Below are 20037 nucleotides of genomic sequence, written 5' to 3' on the forward strand. Positions count from 1 at the left end.
TCCGTTGAAAGACTGCAAAAACCAATATTTCGGCGCGCGAAAGATCACTTACATCGACCTTGCCTGAGGTCTACACCGAAAAGACCCGTCGACACCAGGGTCACTTGAAAAAGGAACTCCAACACTGTCAGGGTGAGCGCTTAAACCCGGTTTAAACGAACCGTTTTCCCGGCATCCCTGCCTTGACTGTTTACGCAGGAGGTTGGTGTCTCAAGCATGTTTTACGATCGGCGTACGGGATGACGCCAATGCGGGATCCCGCTCTTTCTCGCGTAGATCTTCAGAAAAGAATGTATGGCGCCCGCGCCCACGGTACTTCGACTCGTAGAGCGCAACATCGGCATCCCCCAGCAGGTTATCCGCCGTCAAAACCGGATAGTTGCTCGACAGGGTTGTGCCGGCGCTGCCGGAAACCTCACAGCGCGCGCCTTCGAAATAGATGGGTTCGCTCAGCTTTTTAATGATGCGGTTTGCGATCTGATCAATGATGGCGGGATCTTCCACATCGCGCAGCAGCAAAACAAACTCGTCCCCCCCCACGCGGGCAACCGTGTCGCGGCTGCGCACTTCGTTCAACATGATCTTGGAGACCTGTTGCAGCACATGATCACCAGCCGCATGGCCCATCGTGTCATTGACCGCCTTGAAGTAATCCAGGTCCATGTGCATGAGGGCAAAACATTCTCCCTCGGCAATCAGGTCCGCGAGGACCTGATCCATGGCACGCCGGTTCTTCAGTCCGGTCAGCGTATCGGTCAGGGCCTGCTCCTCTGCGGCAATGCGTGCACCCTGCAGTCGGCGGTTTAACTGCCGCGATGCCTCCATTGCCGCCGACTTTGCCTCTACAAGGTAGAGCATCTCGATCGTCAGATCAGTCGGGGCAAAATCCGCCGCTGTAAGCTTGTATTCCTGCACTGCATCCACGACTGAAATGCCAAAGGAAAGGTTGACAATCATCTGCCCGACTTCGGGCCCTTCCATCAGAACGCCCTTGAGTTCACGGTGCGGAGGATCACGAAACTGCATATGCAGTTTCATGCCAGCCTTCTCGCGCAACGCACTTATCGATTTGATTTCCCTGGGTCTTTTGATCTCGAACACGTCCAGAAAGGAACGACCTACAAGGCTGCCATCCGGCAGCAATTTCTGCGCTGTAGGGCCCGCGAACCTGATATCGCCATTGCGGTTGAGGATGACATGCATCGGGCACATCACGTTCAACATCTTGTAACACAGGGTGCCGCCGCTCATCAGACACTTACCCCCAGTTCGAACCCACGACCTTCTGCGAAATCCGTCTCGAGAAGAGCGATCGCGACGGTCTCGACGCCGTCCTTGACCCCCTGATGCTCCAGAAATACGAGCGCGCCATAGTCATCCGCCATCGCCCGCAGCACCCCGGTAAAAAGATGTCCACAGCCGGGAATGTCGCCTTCGCAGTTCAAGCTGAACTGGTGCGGATTGTGTTCCCGCAGCTCAATCCGGGGCAGGACCAGATCAGCCACGGCCAATCGGGCGCGGTCGGGCAAATCATCCAGCGAATGCAGGAAATCCAGAAAATTGACGCCACCAAAGCGCAGCAGCCTGCGCAGGGCTTCCAGGTTGGGATGCGAGACCAGGTAGGTGCCGATGTCTTCCATCAACTCGTCGTAGGGACGGTCGAGCACATCACAAACGGCTGCCAGGACACGGGGTGTCAGGCTGTCTTCATAGGTCCACATCGCCTCGAACTCAACGAACCCGAGGTCCGCATTGCGCGCAACGGCAGCCCATTGTGCACTGCCGTAGCTGTCAACGACAAACCGTTGAATAGCTCTGTTCACAAGCCCATGCATGGTCGCCTCATTCCAGTATTGCCCCGGATAATGAAGCGTAGCGGTTAATAAAGAGCCAATATCGCCAATTGTACGGATAATTGCGCCTGAAACAGCGTGTTAGAAGTCTGTCGGAGCGCCACCTTCCGCCTTGCGACGGGCGACAAAGTCAGCCAGTTCTTCGCGGATGGCGTCCTCCATCGGCGGCGCCTCGAAACTGCCGATGATCTCCTTGAACATCAGATGCGCGCGCTCCGGCGTCCAGACGGCACCGGCCACCTCCCAACCCTCGTAGTTTTTCCAGTCGCTCAAGAAGGGTTGGTAGAAGGCGGTTGTGTACCGATCTTGCGTATGCTGGATGCCGAAAAAATGGCCTGCGTTGCCAACGGATTTGATGGCATCCAGCGCAATCTCATCGGGACCTGTCGCGGTGATTGTCGGGTCCATATAGCGTTGAATTTGCTGCAGGATTTCGCAATCCATGATGAACTTCTCCGGGCTTGCAATCAACCCGCCCTCAAGCCAGCCCGCTGCGTGGTAGACCATGTTCGTGCCTGACTGCACCGCAGCCCACAGGCTGTTAGAGGTCTCCCACATCGCCTGCCCATCCGGCACATTGGCCACACAGACGCCGCTTGACCGCATCGGTAGGCCGTAGAACCGGCACAGCTGCCCGGTCATTTGCGTGGCGCGCATGTATTCCGGCGTGCCAAAGGCCGGCGCGCCCGATTTCATGTCCACATTCGACGTGAAGGTACCGATGGCCACCGGACAGCCCGGCCTGATGATCTGCGCCAGCACCACCGCGCAGAGCGCCTCGGCCAGGGATTGGGCCACGGCCCCGGCCATTGTGACGGGCGCCATCGCACCGGCCAGAGTGAAAGGTGTGACCACCAGCCCCTGTCCACGTCGGGCCATGCGCATCCAACCATCCAGCATCGGGATGTCGTGCTTGAGCGGTGAGGTTGAGTTAATATTCGTGTACATTCTAGGAGTTGCGTCGAACTCTTCATGTGATAGTTCACCGGCAATACGCACCATTTCCATCACATCTTCGACACGCTCTTTGCCCAGCGAGTAGGCGTGCATCACCTTATCCGTGAGCGTGAGTTTGTCATAGAGCACGTCCAGATGACGGACCGACGCGTGCAGATCCACAGGCTCCACCGGGTAGCCGCCCGCGAAATGGATACAGTTGAAGTACTGGGTCAGTTTCAGCAGGTTGCGACACATCTCGCGCGTGCCGGGCACCTTGGTGCCCCGCTCCATGTCCCAGTAGTTGGGCGGCGACGAGACATTACCAAAGAGCAGATTGCGCCCACCAACGGTGATCCTGCGGTCCAGGTTGCGCGGAGTCAGGGTGAATTCGGATGGCGCCTTGGCAATCCACTCCATCACGAAATCCCGGCCCATGCGAACGTTTTCGCCGTCGGTGGTGCACCCTGCCTTGCGCAGGATGTCCAGTGCTTCGTGGTTCAGGAATTCGACGCCGATCTCTTCCAGAATGCGCATGGCGCCATCGTGAATGGCCTCGACACCCTCGGGCGAAAGCGGCTCGGTCGGCGCGTCCGTGTTGACGGGCGGATTCCAGGGCATCTGTTCGATCACAGCGGTGCCGCGCCGGGTCGCGGCGCCTGCGCGCCCGCCACCCCGTGTCCTGCGTTTGGTTGCTGTTGTGGCCATCCCGTCGCCCTCCTCGCACATCTGCTTTCATAAAGGGCAGAGGTGCTGGCAGGCAGCCGTCTTATTCGCGACGGATTCAGTCGTTTTTATGCGCGTTCGGCGGCGGCCGTCACTTGCCTTGCGCAGCAATCCAGGCCGGGAGCGCGGAGATATCGTCAAAAACCGCATCGGCGTGCGGTGCCAGGACATCGCGGTCGGCAAGCCCCGTCAGCACGCCGACACAGCGCATACCGGCGGCGCGTCCCGCCTGCAGGTCGTGGGTGCTGTCGCCCACCATGACAATCTGTTCAACCGGCAGATCGACAGCCTCGGCAAAGGCCAGAAGCTGCCCCGGCGCAGGCTTGCCACCATGACCACTGTCAAAGCCGGCAATAAAATCAAAAAACCCGGTGACGCCTGCGCGCGCCAGATGTGTCCGAGCGGGCGCTTCGGCATCGTTGGTTGCCACGCCCAGACGCAGGCCCTTCTGCCGCAAACCGCTGAGGAAGGGGACCAGCGGCACCGCCTCGACCTGCGGCGCCTGTTCGGCCTCCTCATTCAGGAAATCCAGCAGGCTGGCCACCGAATGACCCGGCATATGGGGCAACAGGGTCTCGGCAACCTCACCGGGTGTGCCCGCAATGACAACACTGTCGGGCTGAAACCGGCGCTGCGCGTAGTCGAATCCGATGACCTTGCCCAACGCTGCCGCTTTTTGGGCGTCGGATGTCAGACCCTCCAGAAAGGCAGCGGCCCAAGCCTCCCATGTCGCGGCAAAATCGAACAGCGTACCGTCCTTGTCGAACAACGCGCCACGCACCACGCTCATGTCCAGTTGACCTCTTCACCACCTGGAAGCGCCTGACGGGCGCGCATGACGCTCTCATAACCCACCCCGAGCGTATCACAGGCCTGCACCACCCATGTGTCGTCCATCATCACGAAATCCATGACCGATCCCAGAAATACCGGGTCCGTGGCCCCTGCCCGCAGATCGGATTCCGCAGCCCCCGTCGCGCCCAGAAACACCGGCAGAAGCTCTTCATTCCCCGCCAGCCAGCCCAACAGCCTGATGCCGAAGACTTCGGCGGATTCCCGCGTGTACATGATGGCCCGCCTGCAGATTGCCCCCAATTCGAAACCCTTTGTTAACCAAATTGAGCGCAATGTCGATCATCGGAAAATAACCCTCGAAAGGACGCAGAGCGCGTGCAGGGCAAAATTCTCATCGTGGATGCGATCTCGACAAATCGCATCGTTTTAAAGGTCAAACTCGCCTCCGCTTTCTACGAGGTGATGCAGGCCGCAACCGCCGATGAGGCCTGTGTCGCGGCGCTGCGGCACGACCCCGACCTGATCATTTCCGCGATGGCCCTGCCCGATTGCGACGCGGCAGAGCTCTGCAACAGGTTGAAGCGCAGCCCCCAGACCCGTGCGATCCCGATGATGGTGGTCGGATGCCGCCCGGATGCAGACACGCGGCTCAAAGCGCTTGAAGCAGGCGTGCAGGACGTGATGCTGAAACCCATCGACGACACGCTGCTGCTGGCGCGTGTGCGCAGCCTGATCCGTGCCCATAACTCGGCGGCGGAATGGCAGATGCGCGATGACACCTCGCGTGCCTTGGGCTTTGCGGAGGAATCGATGGAATTCGGGCCTCCGGGCCGGGCCGTGCTTGTGGGTTCGGACGCCGCGGCGGCGCACAACTGGATGACCGTGCTCCGCCCGCATCTGCGCACCAGTCTGGATTTCAGCACGCCCGAGACCGCCCTGCGGGATCTCTCGCCGGGCAAGGTGCCGGATGTCTTTATCCTGACCCTGGCCGAGGACGACAATAACACCAGCGATGTCTTGCGCCTGTTGGCTGCAATCCGCGCCACAGCAATCACAAGACATTCCGGGATTCTGGTGCTGCAATCGCGGCCTGACCCCGGCCTGGGCGCCTATGCGCTCGATCTCGGGGCTGACGATTTGATGACCGACGGCTTCGACGTGGCCGAGCTGACCCTGCGGGTCAAGGCGATGCTGCGCCGCAAGCGGATTGCCGACCAGTTGCGGGCCACCGTGCGCACCGGCCTGCAGGCGGCTGTGTCCGACCCGCTGACCGGCCTGCACAATCGCCGCTACGCCATGCCGCATCTGGCGCGCGTGGCGGAGCACTCTGCTGCAACGGGGCGCAGTTTTGCCGTGATGGTGGCTGATCTGGATCACTTCAAACGGATCAACGACCTTTACGGCCATGCTTCGGGCGATGCGGTGCTGGTGGAAACGGCACGGCGGCTGCGCGATAATCTGCGCGGTGTGGATCTGATCGCCCGGATCGGCGGTGAAGAATTCCTGATCGTGATGCCCGCGACCCCGCTGTCAGAGGCACGCGCCGCGGCCAGTCGACTGTGTCGCAAGATCGGCGGGCGCGGGTTCACCGTGCCCGGCGCGGACGAGCCCATCAAGGTCACCGTCTCTATCGGCGTCACCATCGGCGGCATGCGGGCCAAACACGAACGCAAACAGCAGCAGGACGCCAACATGCTGCTCGACGCAGCGGACAAGGCGCTCTATGCGGCAAAGTTGCAGGGCCGCAATCAGGTCAACCTCAACCGGCCCGCAGCCTAAGCAATTTCAATATCTTACATCGCGCTATTGATGCAATTTCCGCGACTTCGGGCCGCGACGCAGAACCTCTTCGATCTCTTCGGCATAGGCCGCGCGCTCTGCATCGCTCATATTCGCGACAACTTCCAGCCACGCGTCTTGCGCCACCTGCTGCACCCTGATCGTGGTCTGTGCCTGACGGGTCACAACATCGGACAAGGCCTGCGCATCAAAGGGAGAAGCGCGCAGCGCCGTCAGCGCTTCGAGATAGAGCGCGCGCCGCGCTGCACGGTCGGGCAGATCGCCCTTCTTGCCCGCACGAACCGCCTGGATCACGGATCGGCGTTCCTCCCGTGGCAAGGCAATCATGTAAGGCAATCCATACGCCCCGAACCCGGCAGAACGCGGCCCACCCCGCTTTTCATCACCGTGCCGCAACGCCGTGCCGGCGATCAGCCCCACAACAGCAAGGTTCAGCGCCAGGGACAGCCCAAGGATCACCTTGATCCGGCGCGATATCCGCGGTCTTTTCGGGGGGGTGTCCTGCATGGCTCAGTCTCCGTCCAAATCCCAGCCGAAGCTGGTCAGTTCCGCGGTCGTGCTCATGACCTCTGCACTCTCGTACCCCAGAATCAACGCACCTGCATCGGGCAAGGTCTCGGGCGGGCTCCACCCGATCCACACGCCTGCCGCCGCAGCCGCCGCCAGTCCGCCCATACCCTGCCAGCCCCCGAGAAGATCAGCAATCCATGCGCGGAGCCCCAGGCGCACCGCATGGTGTCGACCGTGAGTTGGTTGCAAGACATCCGCATCCGCCAGCACCCGCGCCATCAGCGCCTGTGGTACCTCCGGCGGATGCGCCCGGACGGTGTCAAACAAGGCGTCCAGCGCCTCCAGTTCCGCGTCATTATCCTGCTTTTTCATCTTCATATCCCAATTCTGCACGCCGTCCGGCCAGGAGGTCGATCAGCGCGCGTTTGCCCCGCGCGGTCAGGCTTTCCACAGCACGGGGGCCGATCTCCATCACCTGCGCAATCTCGGGGTTCGACATTCCCTCGATATGACGCAGCACCACCGCCTGCCGTTGCCGTGCCGGCAACTGGTCCAGCGCATCCTGAAGCGCATCGTGGCGCGCCCTATTCTGTATCTGCTCCACCGCGCCGGGGCTCGGATCCTCCGGTTCGGCAATCTCGTCGAGGCCAACACCGCGCCGCTTGCGCAACCGGTCTGTGCAGAGGTTGGCCGTCACACGGTAGAGCCAGGTCGTCACCTGCGCCTCGCCCTGCCGCCAGTCCGGAGCCATCCGCCACAACCGCACCATCGCCTCCTGTGCCACGTCCTCCGCCTCGGCCCCATCGCCAAGCAGACGAAGCGCATGCCCAAAGACACGCGGCAAAAGCCGCGCCGTCAACGTGCGGGCCGCCGTGGGATCGCCGTTGGCATAGAGCACCAAAAGCGCATCATCCGTCGCAGAAACTGGGTCGTCCGGCGGCATATCCATTCCGAGCATCGATAAGTGGCTGCGGACGTGCAATCAAGTCACGCCGCAGCCCATTGTCTTGATCTGAGACGTTACTCGGCGGGCGCACGCCCCTTGCGGTGCCCTTTCATATTGGCCCGCGCCGCATCGAATTCAGCCTCTGAAATGGTGCCGTTACCATCCGTATCGACCCGGTCGAACCGGCGCTCTGCACGGTCCGGCTTTTGCATCTCTTCAGCGGAAAGCTTGCCGTCCGCATTCGCATCCAGCCGTTCGATCATTCGGCTGGCAAAGGCACGGGCACGTTCCGCCCCCGCCGCTTCAAGCTCTTCCTGGGTCAGGAAACCATCGCCGTCGGTGTCGGCGCTTGCCATGCGGGCAGCACCGCGCGCCTGCATCTCTTCCTTGGTGATCTGACCATCGCTGTTGCTATCCAGCGTCTCAAAATCGATCGGTGCGCCATGGTGCCCGCCACGGGCATGGACAGCCCCACCTGCAACAGCGATGGCAGTGGCGGCGATCAGGCCGATAAACACGGTATTTTTCATCTCGATACTCCAAAAGGTTATGTCCGTTTGCGACCCTCTTTGCGGGGTTGGACAGTCTTTTTACGGAGGCATGCACCATTCCCGTCGCAAATTTTTTCGGCAGGTCTTCGCGACATCCCGCCGCAGCGACAACGCCATGTCTTTTATTTGTCGCGTTAAAGGCGCATTAGGAAGGAATGTGAAAGGATCCGGTCCATGTCAGATATCTCGCAAGCGCCCTCCAGCCTGTCCGCAAGCAGTGCCGAGGCGCATCAGGAAGAGCGCGACACCAAGCGTGCCATGCTGCGGGGATGGAGCCGTAAATGCCCGAATTGCGGCAGCGGTCCCTTGCTGAAATCCTATCTCAAGGTCAACGACAGCTGTTCGGTGTGCCGCGAGGAGTTGCACCATCACCGCGCCGACGACGGGCCCGCATATTTGACGATCCTCTTTGTCGGCCACCTGATGGCGCCGTTGCTGCATCTGGTCTTTGTGAAATGGCGGCCGGAACCAATGACGCTTTTTACCATTTTTGCGGTTGGCTGCGTTGGCCTGTCGCTCTACCTTTTGCCGCGACTGAAGGGGGCCATTGTCGGCTACCAATGGGCGCGCGGCATGGGTGGGTTTGGCAAATCGCTCTAGCTGCACGCGTTGAACCTCCGGACGCCAGGGGAGCAGCGCATGCCAGAGACACGCACACAGGATAAATCAGCTATACGACATGCTGCGACGGTCATCGTGCTGCGGGATCGTGAAACGCATCCGAAAATCCTAATGGGCCAGCGGGGCGCGCGGGCCGCCTTTATGCCGAACAAATTCGTCTTTCCCGGCGGTGCGGTGGATGCGGGTGACGCAAAGGTCCCGCTGGCGGGCGCACTGCCTGCACTCTGCGCCACCCGTTTGGCCGAAGATGCCCGCGCCGCGACCCCGCACGCCTTGGCAGTCGCCGCGATTCGTGAACTCTGGGAAGAAACAGGCCTTGTGCTGGGCGCACCCGGCGCCTGGCCCGACAAGGTCCCCAATGACTGGCAAGGTTTTGCGGCGAGAGGGTATCTCCCCTCGGCGGCGGGGTTGCAATTCGTTTTTCGTGCGCTCACTCCGCCGGGACGACCCCGCCGCTTTGACGCGCGTTTCTTTCTCGTGGATGCCGAAGACATTGCGAACGATCCCGATGATTTTTCCGCCGCCAGCGACGAGCTCTCACATCTGCAATGGGTCAGCCTGCGCGATGCACGCTCCTTCGACATGCCGTTCATCACCGAAGTCGTTCTCTCCGAGATCCAGGCCCGTGCGGCGGACAAAGCCCCGCCCGCCAGCATCCCCTTTTTCAAGAACAATGACGAAGAAAGCCTGTTTCTGCGGCTGCGGGGCGTGCCGATGTCCGGTTGACGTTAGAGAAGCAGAACCAGCATCAGTATCGACAGGCACAGCACGGCCATACCGCCCAACTCCCGCAGGCTCGAACGCTCCTTGAAAAAGAAAACGGACGCGAGCAGGCTCATCACCAATTCCACCTGCCCCACGGCCTTAACATAGGCGGCGGTCTGCAGCGTGAAGGCCAGAAACCAGCAGAACGACCCTGCCATCGACAGCATCCCCAGCCATCCCGCCACCCGGCGTGCGCCCCAGACCGCCCCGATCTGCGCGGCATCGCACCACACCAGCCACAGCGCCATGCCGATCATCTGCGACCCGGTCACCGCCGCCAATGTCACGCCCGCGCGCAGCACCGGGTCCGTCGATGCAAGCTCCAGTGACGCGCCACGATAGCACACCGCAGAGACGGCAAAGAGCACGCCGGAGGCGAGGCCCAACCCGATCCCCCGGTTCCAGATGGCGCGCCCACCCCAGCCAGTGACATCCGGCGGCGTGGACAGCATCAGGACACCAACCAGCCCCAGGCCAATCGCCCCGAACGCAGCCCAGCTCACGCCTTCGCGCAGCAAGACCAGTCCCACCACAACGGACAGGATGACTTCGGTTTTCATCAGCGTCACGCCAACAGCGAAATTGCGCAGCTTGAAAAGGCTGACAACGCAGACGGTTGCAACAACCTGCGCCAGACCGCCGCTCAAGGCATAGACCCAGAAACGCGCGTCCAGAGAGGGCAGCACCTGCCCGGTGCCCTGCAGGTAGACCACCAACAGTAGTGACACCAAGGGGGCGGAGTAGAAAAACCGCGCGAAGGTCGCACCAGTGGGCGAAAGTGTCGCGGTGACGAGCACCTTTTGCAGCATGAAGCGCAGGGTCTGAAAGGCTGCAGCGGCGAAGGCCACGAGAATCCAGAGATGAGGGGAGGCAAGGCTCATACCTCCTCTTGCCGTATAAAGACAGGAAAAACCAGCGACTTACGAAGAGTGCGCGCGCCATCCGGTGTCTGCGGCCTGGACCAGTGGGGTTGCTACCGCGGCGCCCCCACCGCGCGGCCTGCCCCCTCGGGGCGCGGCAGATGCTGTTGTGCCTCGGCAAAGCGGCGCAGGGCCGCGTCGATTTCCACACTGGGCTCGGCCGGGCGACGCGTCTGGAGGCTCACATGCAGCAGGAAGTGCTCCCCCGTGGCCAGCAGCCGATCGCCCTCGACCATCTCGTGCCACAGATGCATCTTCTTGCCGCCGCCCGCCAGCACGCGTGTATGGACCTCGATCACAGCGCCCGCATGCACCTCGTCAAGATGCCGGATATGCGTCTCTGCGGTGAAATAGCTGCCACCCGAAGCAATGTAATCCGCGTCACAGCCGATCAGCTCCATGAACCGGTCGGTGGCATCGCCAAAGGCTTGCAGGTATTTTGCCTCGTTCATGTGGCCGTTGTAATCAGTCCAGTCGAGCGGCACGGCGCGGCGGATCGTCAAAATCGGGGCTGCCGGATCATCGACATCCGCGGCGCGCTGTCCCAGCGCGGTACCCTCCCGCAGCTGGCGTTCCTGCGCCTGCAGTAGTGCCCCCGCGCCCCAGTCTTGTGCCTTCAGCGCCCGCATCATGGCCACGAGGTTATTGTCCCGAATGCGTTCCAGGTCGCGGATCGAATGCTGCCCCGATTGCGCATCCGACTGACCCGCGATCAGATCGACCAGTTCCTCGGTGAACTCCGGCACATCCATCAGCTTGGTCCACGGCCACTTCAGCGCGGGGCCGAATTGCGCCATGAAGTGTTTCATGCCCGCCTCACCGCCGGCCACGCGGTAAGTCTCGAAAAGCCCCATCTGCGCCCAGCGGATGCCGAAGCCATAGCGGATCGCGTCGTCGATTTCCTCCGTGGTGGCGATGCCGTCCTTGACCAGCCACAGCGCCTCGCGCCAGACCGCCTCCAGAAAGCGATCCGCCACATGAGCGTCGATTTCCTTTTTAAGATGCAGCGGATGCATGCCAAGTCCGGTCAGCGTGCTCTTAGCCGCCTCCAGCAGGCCCGGATCGGTGGCGTCGGTGGTCACGACCTCGACCAAGGGCAACAAGTAAACGGGATTGAACGGGTGGCAGACCATGATCTGCTCAGGCCGCCGCGCATCCGCCTGTAACTCTGACGGCTTGAACCCGGAGGTCGACGAACCGATCACAGCACCCGGATCGCAGGCCGCCTGTATCGCGGCAAAGGTCCGATGCTTGACCTCAAGCCGTTCCGGCACGCTTTCCTGTATCCACACTGCGCCCGCTACGGCGTTTTCGATCGTGTCGTGGAAGGACAGCGTACCTTCGTCGGGCAGCGCCACGTCCAGCAGCCCCGGCAGCGACCGCCGGGCGTTGCCCAACACCGCGCCGATCTTGCGCTGCGCCTCGGCGTCGGGGTCGTAGACTTGCACGTCCCAGCCGTTCAACAAAAAGCGCGCGGCCCAGCCACCGCCGATCACGCCCCCTCCAATGATCGCCGCTGTTGTCATTTGATCCCCTCCTGCAACCGACTGACGTCGTAGCCGTTGAACGCCATGATCTCGCGCGCCGCAGCAAATCTGTCGGCACGCAGCCCGCGCGACCTGTTGAGAATCCACCCCATTTCACCCGAGGGTGTGCCGATCACTGCTGTTTGCGCGTCCTCATCCATCCACATCACCCAAAGGGCGCGTGCGGATACGTCCAGATCAGGGCTTTGCGCCTGCAAGACCCCACGCGGGTTCACCGCCAAGGGCACATCAAGGGCTGAACCGCCAGCACCGCAGAACACCGCAAGCCGAGGTGGCGCTGATGCCGTCGTGGCCTGCCAGCGCTGATCGAGGCAGGCCGGGAAGAAATCTGTGGGATAGGCTGCGGCAACGTACCAGACGCCGTCGAAATTCTGCGGCGTGAATCGGGTTGTGGCCGTGATCGGCACGGATTGATCGCGAAATCCCGGGTCTGGTGGCGGTGCACAGGCGGTGATCAGGGCCGCAGCGGTGCAAAGCATCCCCAACCGCAGCCACTGCCCTATATCACTGAAGAGACGCAAAGCCGGTGCGAGAAATTGCTTTGAAACGGGGGTGCTTTTCATGAACATGGCGCCCGTTTGACCAGCCCCAGCTTCTCCCGCACCTCGGCGGCGCCAATGACCCGCGCGCCCATGTTCTCGATGATCGTACCCGCGCGTTCGACCAACTGCCAGTTCTCGGCCAGAACCCCCTTGTCGAGCCAGAGATTATCCTCTAGCCCGACGCGCACATGCCCTCCCGCCAGCACCGCTGCTGCCACATAGGCCATCTGGTTACGCCCCAGCGAAAAGGCTGAAAAGGTCCAATCCTGCGGCACATTGTTCACCATCGCCATAAAGGTATTGAGATCATTGGGCGCGCCCCAGGGCACCCCCATGCAGAGCTGCACCAGTGCGGGTGCGTCCAGCACGCCATCCGCCACCAGCTGTTTTGCGTACCACAGATGACCGGTGTCAAAAGCCTCGATCTCTGGCTTCACGCCCAATTCCGTCATCATGCGGCCCATCGCAGTCAACATACCCGGCGTGTTGGTCATCACATAATCGGCTTCGGCGAAATTCATTGTGCCGCAATCGAGCGTGCATATCTCCGGCAGACACTCAGCCACATGCGCCACGCGCGCCGCAGCGCCGATCATATCGGTCCCCTCCTGCTTCAGCGGCAGCGGGTTTTCGGTGTCACCAAACACCATGTCGCCCCCCATCCCCGCCGTCAAATTCAGCACAATATCCACGTCGGCGTCGCGAATGCGGTCTGTAACCTCGCGGTAGTACTCAAGTTTCCGGCTTGGCGCGCCGGTTTCCGGGTCGCGTACGTGGCAGTGTACCACCGCCGCCCCGGCCTTGGCGGCTGCAATCGCGCTGGTGGCGATCTCTTTGGGCGACCGCGGCACATGCGGGCTGCGATCCTGCGTGCCCCCGGAGCCTGTCACGGCGCAGGTGATGAAAACCTCGTTGTTCATGGTCAGCGGCATCCGGAATCTCCCTTGTCTTCGCGGCCAGCATGGCCGAGAACCAACTGCGATACTTGCCGCAATACGAAGTCAACTTGATGAAATCTGCACATCTCATGCGGACAACCGTGCTGGTGCTGGAGGAGACCAACACCTTGACCTTCGCCGCCGCGGTGGACCCGCTGCGCGCGGCGAACCGGCATGCCGGTTACCCGGTTTTTGACTGGCAGTTTGCCACGCCGACGGACCGCGATGTGACCCTGACCAGCGGGTTGGTTGTTCCTGCAGCCGCTCTGAACCGGGCGCCACCCTGCGATCTGCTGATCGTCGTGGCAGGCTTCGATCCGGACACTAAAGCCACGCCTGCCTTATGTGCCAGCCTGCGCCGCCTCGCGGCAACCGCCCGCATCGTGGCGGGCATTGACGGTGGGCCCTGGGTCATGGCCCGCGCCGGTCTGCTGGACGGATACAAAGCCACGACCCATTGGGAAGACCTTCCGGAGTTCACCCAGCAGTTTCCGGATGTGATCACCCTCGACGCCCGTTTCGTGGAGAGTGGCCCCCGGATGACCAGCGGCGGTGCCGCGCCGGCCATTGAAATGATGCTGCACCTGATCGCGGTGCAGAACGGTGCCGCACTGGCCGACCGCGTCGCGGGCAGCTTTATCTACGACGTCAGTTCGACACCGGCGCGGCCGCAAGGACGGCAGCAGCTTGGGATGCGCCACTCGCCGGTGACTGCGCGCGCGCACGATATCATGCAGGCGCATCTGGAAGACCCGATTGCGATTGCGGCCATTGCGCAGGAACTGGGGGTGAGCCTTCGGGCTCTGCAATTGCAGTTTCGCACGCGTCTGGACCGGACACCACAGGCGCACTACCTAGGGCTGCGTCTGGCGGAAGCGGACAGATTGGTGACGCAGACGGCCCTGCCCCTGCAGGATGTGGCCCTGCGCACGGGGTTTGGATCGCAATCGAGCTTTGCGCGCGCTTACCGGCATCATTTTGAGAGCTCCGCGCGACAGCGGAGGAGGTCGATGGGCGGGATCAATAGGGCATCGGATGCTGGCGATGTGCCGCGTTGATCTCTTTCATGACTTCATCGCTCAGCGTCAGATCGATGGCGCCCAGACAGGTTTCCAGCTGTGCCATCGTGGTGGAGCCAAAGATGATCGACCCCATGAAGGGCCGGGTTTTGCACCACGCCAGCGCCATCTGGGCCGGATCGAGACCATGACGCTGTGCGATATCGAGATAGGCATCCACGGCGTCAAAGGCCCGAGCGCTCTTGCGCCCGCCGAGATCGCCGTTCAGTGACATGCGCGATTTGTCCGGCACCGCACCGTTTTGGTATTTGCCCGTCAACAGCCCCGCAGCCAGCGGTGAGAAAGCCAAAAGCGGGACGTCTTCCTGCACGCTCATCTCGGCCATGTCAGTGTCATAAAGACGGCAAAGCAGCGAGTATTCATTCTGCACTGACGCCACGCGCGGCCCGCCCATCTCTTCGGCGGCCTCCAACCATTTGGTGGTGCCCCAGGCGCTTTCATTGCTGAGCCCAAAGGCGCGGATGGTGCCGCGCTTGACCTCTTCCTGCAGCGCCCCCAGCGCATCCACCATATGTTCCTGCGTGTCCAGCATCAGCTGGCTGGTTGGGTCATAAGACCAATTCTTGCGGAACATGTAGCTGCCGCGATTGGGCCAGTGAAACTGATAAAGATCGATGTAATCCGTCTTGAGGCGTCGCAACGACCCCTCGATGGCTTCGGGAATTGTCTCCGATGAAATGGGCGCCCCTTCGCGCACCGCGGCGAGCCCTTCGCCGGAATGCTTGGTGGCAAGGATCACGTCCTCGCGGCGCATGTCGCGTTCGAACCACAGGCCGATGATGCGCTCTGTCCGGCCGATGGTCTCGGCGCTGACCGGGTTCACGGGGTACATTTCCGCCGTGTCGATGAAATTGATGCCCGCATCGAGCGCCCGGTCGATCTGATCATGCGCTTCTTCCGCGCTGTTCTGTGTGCCCCAGGTCATGGACCCCAGGCAAAACTCGGAAACCTCGATTTTCGTACGCCCGAGCCTGTTCATGTTCATCGCGGGATCCTCTTTGTCGCCTGTCGCGCGACACACTACCCGGCAACGCCGTGGCTGCAAGCTGATTTACCTGCGAAAACTTCCTTAAAAATCGCAGAAAACGATTGAGAACAAAAAGGGAACTAAATAAAGTTGCGCCATGTCTGCCCCGCACCCCCTTTTAAGCCGACGGCCCGCACGCAAGGCATCGGCGGTGCCGCTTTTCCCCGCGCCCGACTTTCATCTGGCGCAGGCGCGGGTGCATGAGGCCTGTGGCCTGGCCCGGCGCACCCTGGCCCTGTGGATCGCTGCACAGACCGAAGGGCCGGTGATTTGGATCGCTCCGTCCTGGGCGCAGGAACAATTACATTGCGCTGGTGTGGCCGACTGGATCGACCCTGCGCGGCTCACCTTTGTCCAGCCGCGCCGCCCGGATGATGTGCTTTGGACCATGGAAGAAGTATTGCGCACCGGGGCTGTAGCACTGACGGTCGCGGATCTGCCCGGCCTGCCGGGGTTGACGCAGGTGCGCCGCATGCATCTGGCTGCCGAGGCCGGGGCGGGTGCGGGACACTGCGCGCCCCTGGGTCTGCTGCTGACACCTGGCATCGGGGGCGCTGCGGGAGTGGAGACCCGGTGGCATCTTTCGCCAGCCCACGCCAAGGGCCCCGAGGGGTGGCTGCTGGAGCGGATGCGGGCGCGGACCGCGCCCCAAAAAGCATGGGACGTTCATCGCCCCACACGAAAAGCGCCCCCACAAATCAAGACAGCGTGAAAGAACTGGCAAGCGCGCTGAAAAAGCTATTTACATAAGGAGTTTCTAGGAGACGCGCATATGTCGCTGCAGCTTTCAAGACGCCTGCTGATCACCGCCGGTCTGGCCAGTTGGGCAACTGCCGGGCTGGCAGCCTCGCAACGCTATGATCTGGTGCAGGAACGTTCTCGTGTCGCCTTTATTTTCGCAGTCAGCGGTGCCAGCCAGACCGGCACCGTGCCCATCCGCTCCGCCGACATCCGCGTGGATACGCGCAACCTTGCCCGGTCCAGCGCCGATGTCACCGCCGATATCCGCAATGCCAGGGCCGGGATGCTCTTTGTGACGCAGGCCCTGCTCAGCCCCTCCGTGCTCGACGCCGAAAACCACCCGATTGTGCGGTATAAATCCACCAAGATCACGCTTGGCCGCGCCGGGCGCATCTCGGATGGGGCGCGGATCGACGGGGAGCTGACATTGCGGGGTGTGACCCGCCCGTTGCAATTGGCAGCCAGCCTGACGCGACCTGCCGGCACCGCGCCGGATGATCTGTCCGTCCTGAACATCCGGCTGACCGGGATGCTGAGCCGCGCCGCTTTTGGCGCAACCGGCTATCCAAAACTGGTCGACGATCCGGTCAATCTCGACATCAGCGCAGAAATCCGGCGCAGCGGCTGAAAACGACTCGCTTTGTCGAATAACCGATAGGTCACCACGCCCAAGCTGCTATGGCTTCGGTCACTATGCGCCTGCTCATCTCCTTTGCCGCCCTCTTCCTCTCGGTCCTGCTCCTGCAACTTTCCTCCGGCGGTGTCGGCCCGCTCGATGCGCTTTCGGGGCTGGCGCTTGGCTTCACCCGGCAGCACATCGGTCTGCTGGGGTCTGCGCATTTTCTGGGATTCTTCATAGGGTGCTGGTGGGCGCCGCGCCTCATGGGCAGCGTCGGCCATTCCCGCGCCTTTGCTGCCTTCACCGCTGCGGGCGCCATCGGATTGATGAGCCACATGCTGGTGATCGACCCCTATGCATGGGCGCTGATGCGGGTGGCCTCGGGCATGTGCGTCGCCGGGTGCTACACCGTCATCGAAGCCTGGTTGCAGGCCAAGGTCACCAATGAAACGCGCGGACGCACCATGGGGGTGTACCGGGTGGTCGATATGACCGGGTCGATGGCGGCGCAGATGATCATTGGCGTTCTGGAACCCGCAAGCTACGTCTCCTACAACCTGCTTGCCATCGTATGCTGTGCGGCCCTTCTGCCGCTGACCCTGACCACCGTGCGCCAGCCCGAAACGCCCGCATCGCCCCGGCTGCGCCCGCGTCTGGCCCATGAGCGCTCTCCTCTCGCCGCCGCCGCCGTTCTGGTCGCCGCCCTGTCCAGCGCGTCCTTCCGCATGGTGGGTCCTGTCTATGGACAGGAAGTCGGCCTGAGCAACGACCAGATCGCCTATTTCCTGACGGCCTTCGTTTTCGGAGGCGCTCTGGGTCAGCTGCCCATTGGCTGGCTTGCGGATAAATTCGACCGGCGGCGGGTGCTGATCTGGCTGTCCATTTCTGCCGTTGCCAGCTCGGCCATCACCATTCTTGCTGCCGATCTTGGAACGTTGGGGATTATGCTGACGGCCGGGCTCTTCGGATTGACCACCTTCCCGATCTATTCCGTGGCCGCAGCACATGCGCATGATTTTGCCAGCGACGATGAACGCGTCGAGCTTTCAGCGGCATTGATGTTCTATTTTGCCCTGGGCGCAATCGCCGCACCTTATGTGGCCTCCATGCTGATTGACGGGTTTGGTCCCAAGGCACTCTTCGTGATGATTGCCGTCGGTCACATCCTGCTGGTGGTCTTTGGCCTGACCCGCATGCGCGCGCGTCCCGCGCCATCTGACCGCACACGGTACACCTACGCGCCGCGCACATCCTTCACGATCGGGCGCCTCATCCGACGTGCCCGGACCCGGCCAGACGACTGAAATTGGCGTATGTGCGACGTGAATTCGCCGTGGCCCTTACGCAAAACCTGCGTTAGATGAGGCGAACAGGTCAGAACTCACGGGGCTTTCGCCATGGCGCGCCATCTCATCACATCCGCAATCCCGTACATCAACGGGATCAAGCACCTGGGAAATCTGGTCGGCAGCCAATTGCCAGCCGATCTTTTTGCGCGCTACCAGCGCGCGCGCGGCAACGAAGTGCTGTTTCTCTGCGCCACGGATGAGCACGGCACCCCGGCAGAGCTTGCCGCGGCAAAGGCGGGAAAGCCTGTTGCGGAATACTGCGCCGAAATGCACGCGGTTCAGGCCGAAATCGCGCGCGGTTTTCGACTGTCCTTCGATCACTTCGGACGTTCGTCGAGCCCGCAGAACCATGCCTTGACCCAGCATTTTGCCGGTCGACTGGCCGAGGCTGGCCTGATCAGCGAAGTCAGCGAAAAGCAAGTCTATTCTCATGCCGATGCCCGGTTCCTGCCGGATCGCTATATCGAAGGCACCTGCCCGAATTGCGGATACGACAAGGCGCGCGGCGATCAATGCGAAAACTGCACCAAACAGCTCGACCCGACCGACCTGATTGACGCACGATCCGCCATTTCCGGCTCGACCGATCTGGAAGTGCGCGAAACCAAGCATCTCTATCTACGTCAGTCGGCGCTGAAAGATGAGCTGGATACCTGGATCGAATCCAAGACGGACTGGCCGGTTCTGACCACTTCGATTGCAAAGAAATGGCTGCATGATGGTGACGGCTTGCGCGACCGGGGCATCACCCGTGATCTGGACTGGGGTATCCCGGTACGCAAGGGCACTGAGGAGTGGCCGGGGATGGAGGGCAAGGTTTTCTATGTCTGGTTCGATGCGCCGATAGAGTACATTGCCTGCGCAAGCGAATGGGCCGAAGCGCATGGGTTGGAGGACGCCGATTGGCACAGGTGGTGGCGCACCGACAAAGGTGCAGACGATGTTCGCTATACGCAGTTCATGGGGAAAGACAACGTGCCTTTCCATACGCTGAGTTTTCCTGCGACTCTGATCGGATCGGGGGAGCCGTGGAAGATGGTGGACCACCTGAAATCCTTTAACTACCTGAACTATGATGGCGGTCAATTTTCCACGTCGCAGGGCCGCGGCATTTTCATGGATCAGGCGTTGGACCTGTTACCCGCAGATTATTGGCGGTGGTGGTTGCTCAGCCATGCGCCGGAAAGCAGCGATTCTGAATTCACCTGGGAGAACTTTCAAAGCTCTGTAAACAAGGATCTCGCCGATGTTTTGGGTAACTTCATCAGCCGGATCACCAAGTTCTGCCGGTCGAAGTTTGGCGAGGCCGTTCCGGGTGGCGGTGCGTATGGCCCAGCCGAAGACGCGCTGATTGCCGATCTGACCACGCGCGTCGCGCGCTACGCCACGCTAATGGACGGGATGGAAGTACGCAAATCCGCTCAGGAGCTGCGGGCCATCTGGGTGTGTGGCAATGAATACCTGCAAAGCGTCGCACCCTGGACAACATTTAAAACCGATCCGGATGCGGCAGCAATGCAAACCCGCCTGGGCTTAAATCTTGCCCATCTGTTCGCGGTTTTGTCGGCCCCCTTCCTGCCCGACGCCAGTAGAAAGATCCTGGAAAGCCTGAACGTCGGGGAAGCTGTTTGGCCGAAGGACCAGTCCGAATTCCTGTCACAGCTGTCACAAGGACATGCCTTCGAAGTCCCGGAGGTCCTCTTTGCAAAAATAAGCGAAGAGGAATGTGAAAGCTGGAAGACACGTTTTTCCGGAATTCGACAAGCTTGACG

22 protein-coding genes are annotated in these 20037 nt (G+C 61.7%); 8 read left to right on the forward strand and 14 right to left on the reverse strand.

The annotated features are described in order from the left end of the window. Window positions 1-210 precede the first annotated feature (210 nt). The 5 genes from ISX84_RS12900 to ISX84_RS12920 form a co-directional block, all read right to left on the reverse strand. Window positions 211-1251 carry a diguanylate cyclase domain-containing protein gene (locus ISX84_RS12900; RefSeq protein WP_229884284.1) on the reverse strand — a complete coding sequence of 347 codons (1041 nt, stop codon included), beginning with the start codon at window positions 1249-1251 and terminating at the stop codon, window positions 211-213. Beyond that, entirely contained in the window at window positions 1251-1835 is a 585-nt protein-coding gene (locus tag ISX84_RS12905; protein ID WP_195820770.1) for a heme NO-binding domain-containing protein, read from the reverse strand. Before ISX84_RS12905 ends, ISX84_RS12900 begins: the two co-directional genes overlap by 1 nt. Before the next feature lie 99 nt (window positions 1836-1934). Next, window positions 1935-3497 (reverse strand): trimethylamine methyltransferase family protein, encoded by a 1563-nt coding sequence (locus ISX84_RS12910; protein ID WP_195820771.1) that lies wholly within the window; start codon window positions 3495-3497, stop codon window positions 1935-1937. A gap of 109 nt (window positions 3498-3606) precedes the next feature. Beyond that, complete coding sequence (locus tag ISX84_RS12915) at window positions 3607-4305, reverse strand: HAD family hydrolase (protein ID WP_195820772.1); 699 nt, start codon at window positions 4303-4305, stop codon at window positions 3607-3609. Further along, complete coding sequence (locus ISX84_RS12920; RefSeq protein ID WP_195820822.1) at window positions 4302-4586, reverse strand: DUF3572 domain-containing protein; 285 nt, start codon at window positions 4584-4586, stop codon at window positions 4302-4304. Before ISX84_RS12920 ends, ISX84_RS12915 begins: the two co-directional genes overlap by 4 nt. A gap of 99 nt (window positions 4587-4685) precedes the next feature. Between ISX84_RS12920 and ISX84_RS23495 the strand changes: the two genes are divergently transcribed. Continuing rightward, complete coding sequence (locus tag ISX84_RS23495) at window positions 4686-6089, forward strand: diguanylate cyclase (protein ID WP_195820773.1); 1404 nt, start codon at window positions 4686-4688, stop codon at window positions 6087-6089. Between the two features lie 24 nt (window positions 6090-6113). On the opposite strand, the gene ISX84_RS12930 is transcribed toward ISX84_RS23495, so the two are convergent. The 4 genes from ISX84_RS12930 to ISX84_RS12945 all read right to left on the reverse strand — a co-directional run bounded on the left by ISX84_RS12930 (window position 6114) and on the right by ISX84_RS12945 (window position 8096). Further along, window positions 6114-6617 (reverse strand): periplasmic heavy metal sensor, encoded by a 504-nt coding sequence (locus ISX84_RS12930; RefSeq protein WP_195820774.1) that lies wholly within the window; start codon window positions 6615-6617, stop codon window positions 6114-6116. Window positions 6618-6620: 3 nt separating this feature from the next. Further along, window positions 6621-6992, reverse strand: a complete 372-nt coding sequence (locus ISX84_RS12935) for a hypothetical protein (protein ID WP_195820775.1) — start codon at window positions 6990-6992, stop codon at window positions 6621-6623. Beyond that, window positions 6976-7569, reverse strand: a complete 594-nt coding sequence (locus ISX84_RS12940) for an RNA polymerase sigma factor (protein ID WP_195820776.1) — start codon at window positions 7567-7569, stop codon at window positions 6976-6978. Before ISX84_RS12940 ends, ISX84_RS12935 begins: the two co-directional genes overlap by 17 nt. 71 nt (window positions 7570-7640) lie before the next feature. Further along, window positions 7641-8096: an EF-hand domain-containing protein gene (locus ISX84_RS12945; RefSeq protein WP_195820777.1), complete on the reverse strand. Its 456-nt coding sequence runs from the start codon at window positions 8094-8096 to the stop codon at window positions 7641-7643. A 195-nt stretch (window positions 8097-8291) separates the two neighbouring features. Here ISX84_RS12945 and ISX84_RS12950 point away from each other — a divergent pair, with 195 nt between their 5' ends. Further along, window positions 8292-8717, forward strand: a complete 426-nt coding sequence (locus tag ISX84_RS12950) for a DUF983 domain-containing protein (RefSeq protein ID WP_195820778.1) — start codon at window positions 8292-8294, stop codon at window positions 8715-8717. 39 nt (window positions 8718-8756) lie between these two features. Next, window positions 8757-9464 carry an NUDIX hydrolase gene (locus ISX84_RS12955; protein ID WP_195820779.1) on the forward strand — a complete coding sequence of 236 codons (708 nt, stop codon included), beginning with the start codon at window positions 8757-8759 and terminating at the stop codon, window positions 9462-9464. A 2-nt stretch (window positions 9465-9466) separates the two neighbouring features. On the opposite strand, the gene ISX84_RS12960 is transcribed toward ISX84_RS12955, so the two are convergent. The 4 genes from ISX84_RS12960 to ISX84_RS12975 all read right to left on the reverse strand — a co-directional run bounded on the left by ISX84_RS12960 (window position 9467) and on the right by ISX84_RS12975 (window position 13444). Beyond that, on the reverse strand, window positions 9467-10384 hold the full coding sequence (locus ISX84_RS12960) for a DMT family transporter (protein WP_195820780.1): 918 nt from the start codon (window positions 10382-10384) through the stop codon (window positions 9467-9469). 92 nt (window positions 10385-10476) lie between these two features. Continuing rightward, entirely contained in the window at window positions 10477-11949 is a 1473-nt protein-coding gene (locus ISX84_RS12965; RefSeq protein ID WP_195820781.1) for a carnitine 3-dehydrogenase, read from the reverse strand. Continuing rightward, window positions 11946-12533, reverse strand: coding sequence for a lipocalin family protein (locus tag ISX84_RS12970; RefSeq protein ID WP_229884286.1), 588 nt, complete (start codon window positions 12531-12533; stop codon window positions 11946-11948). The genes ISX84_RS12965 and ISX84_RS12970 overlap by 4 nt, the downstream gene beginning before the upstream one ends. Next, on the reverse strand, window positions 12530-13444 hold the full coding sequence (locus ISX84_RS12975) for a 3-keto-5-aminohexanoate cleavage protein (protein WP_195820782.1): 915 nt from the start codon (window positions 13442-13444) through the stop codon (window positions 12530-12532). Before ISX84_RS12975 ends, ISX84_RS12970 begins: the two co-directional genes overlap by 4 nt. A gap of 77 nt (window positions 13445-13521) precedes the next feature. On the opposite strand from ISX84_RS12975, the gene ISX84_RS12980 reads away from it, so the two are divergent. Continuing rightward, window positions 13522-14508, forward strand: a complete 987-nt coding sequence (locus tag ISX84_RS12980; RefSeq protein ID WP_195820783.1) for a GlxA family transcriptional regulator — start codon at window positions 13522-13524, stop codon at window positions 14506-14508. Here the strand turns inward: ISX84_RS12980 and ISX84_RS12985 are convergent. Continuing rightward, window positions 14471-15514, reverse strand: coding sequence for an aldo/keto reductase (locus ISX84_RS12985; protein ID WP_195820784.1), 1044 nt, complete (start codon window positions 15512-15514; stop codon window positions 14471-14473). The genes ISX84_RS12980 and ISX84_RS12985 overlap by 38 nt on opposite strands. 193 nt (window positions 15515-15707) lie before the next feature. Between ISX84_RS12985 and ISX84_RS12990 the strand changes: the two genes are divergently transcribed. The 4 genes from ISX84_RS12990 (at window position 15708) to metG (ending at window position 20035) form a co-directional block, all read left to right on the forward strand. Next, window positions 15708-16268, forward strand: a complete 561-nt coding sequence (locus ISX84_RS12990; protein WP_326838737.1) for an ImuA family protein — start codon at window positions 15708-15710, stop codon at window positions 16266-16268. A 60-nt stretch (window positions 16269-16328) separates the two neighbouring features. Then, window positions 16329-16925: a YceI family protein gene (locus ISX84_RS12995; RefSeq protein WP_195820786.1), complete on the forward strand. Its 597-nt coding sequence runs from the start codon at window positions 16329-16331 to the stop codon at window positions 16923-16925. A gap of 65 nt (window positions 16926-16990) precedes the next feature. Next, window positions 16991-18220, forward strand: a complete 1230-nt coding sequence (locus ISX84_RS13000; RefSeq protein ID WP_195820787.1) for an MFS transporter — start codon at window positions 16991-16993, stop codon at window positions 18218-18220. Between the two features lie 93 nt (window positions 18221-18313). Then, the gene (gene metG / locus ISX84_RS13005) at window positions 18314-20035 is read left to right on the forward strand and encodes a methionine--tRNA ligase (protein WP_195820788.1); all 1722 of its coding nucleotides are present in this window, start codon (window positions 18314-18316) and stop codon (window positions 20033-20035) included. The last annotated feature ends 2 nt before the right edge of the window (window positions 20036-20037 follow it).

It is taken from the genome of Roseobacter sp. MH60115 (genome assembly GCF_015644665.1).
Taxonomy (GTDB): Bacteria; Pseudomonadota; Alphaproteobacteria; order Rhodobacterales; family Rhodobacteraceae; genus Roseobacter.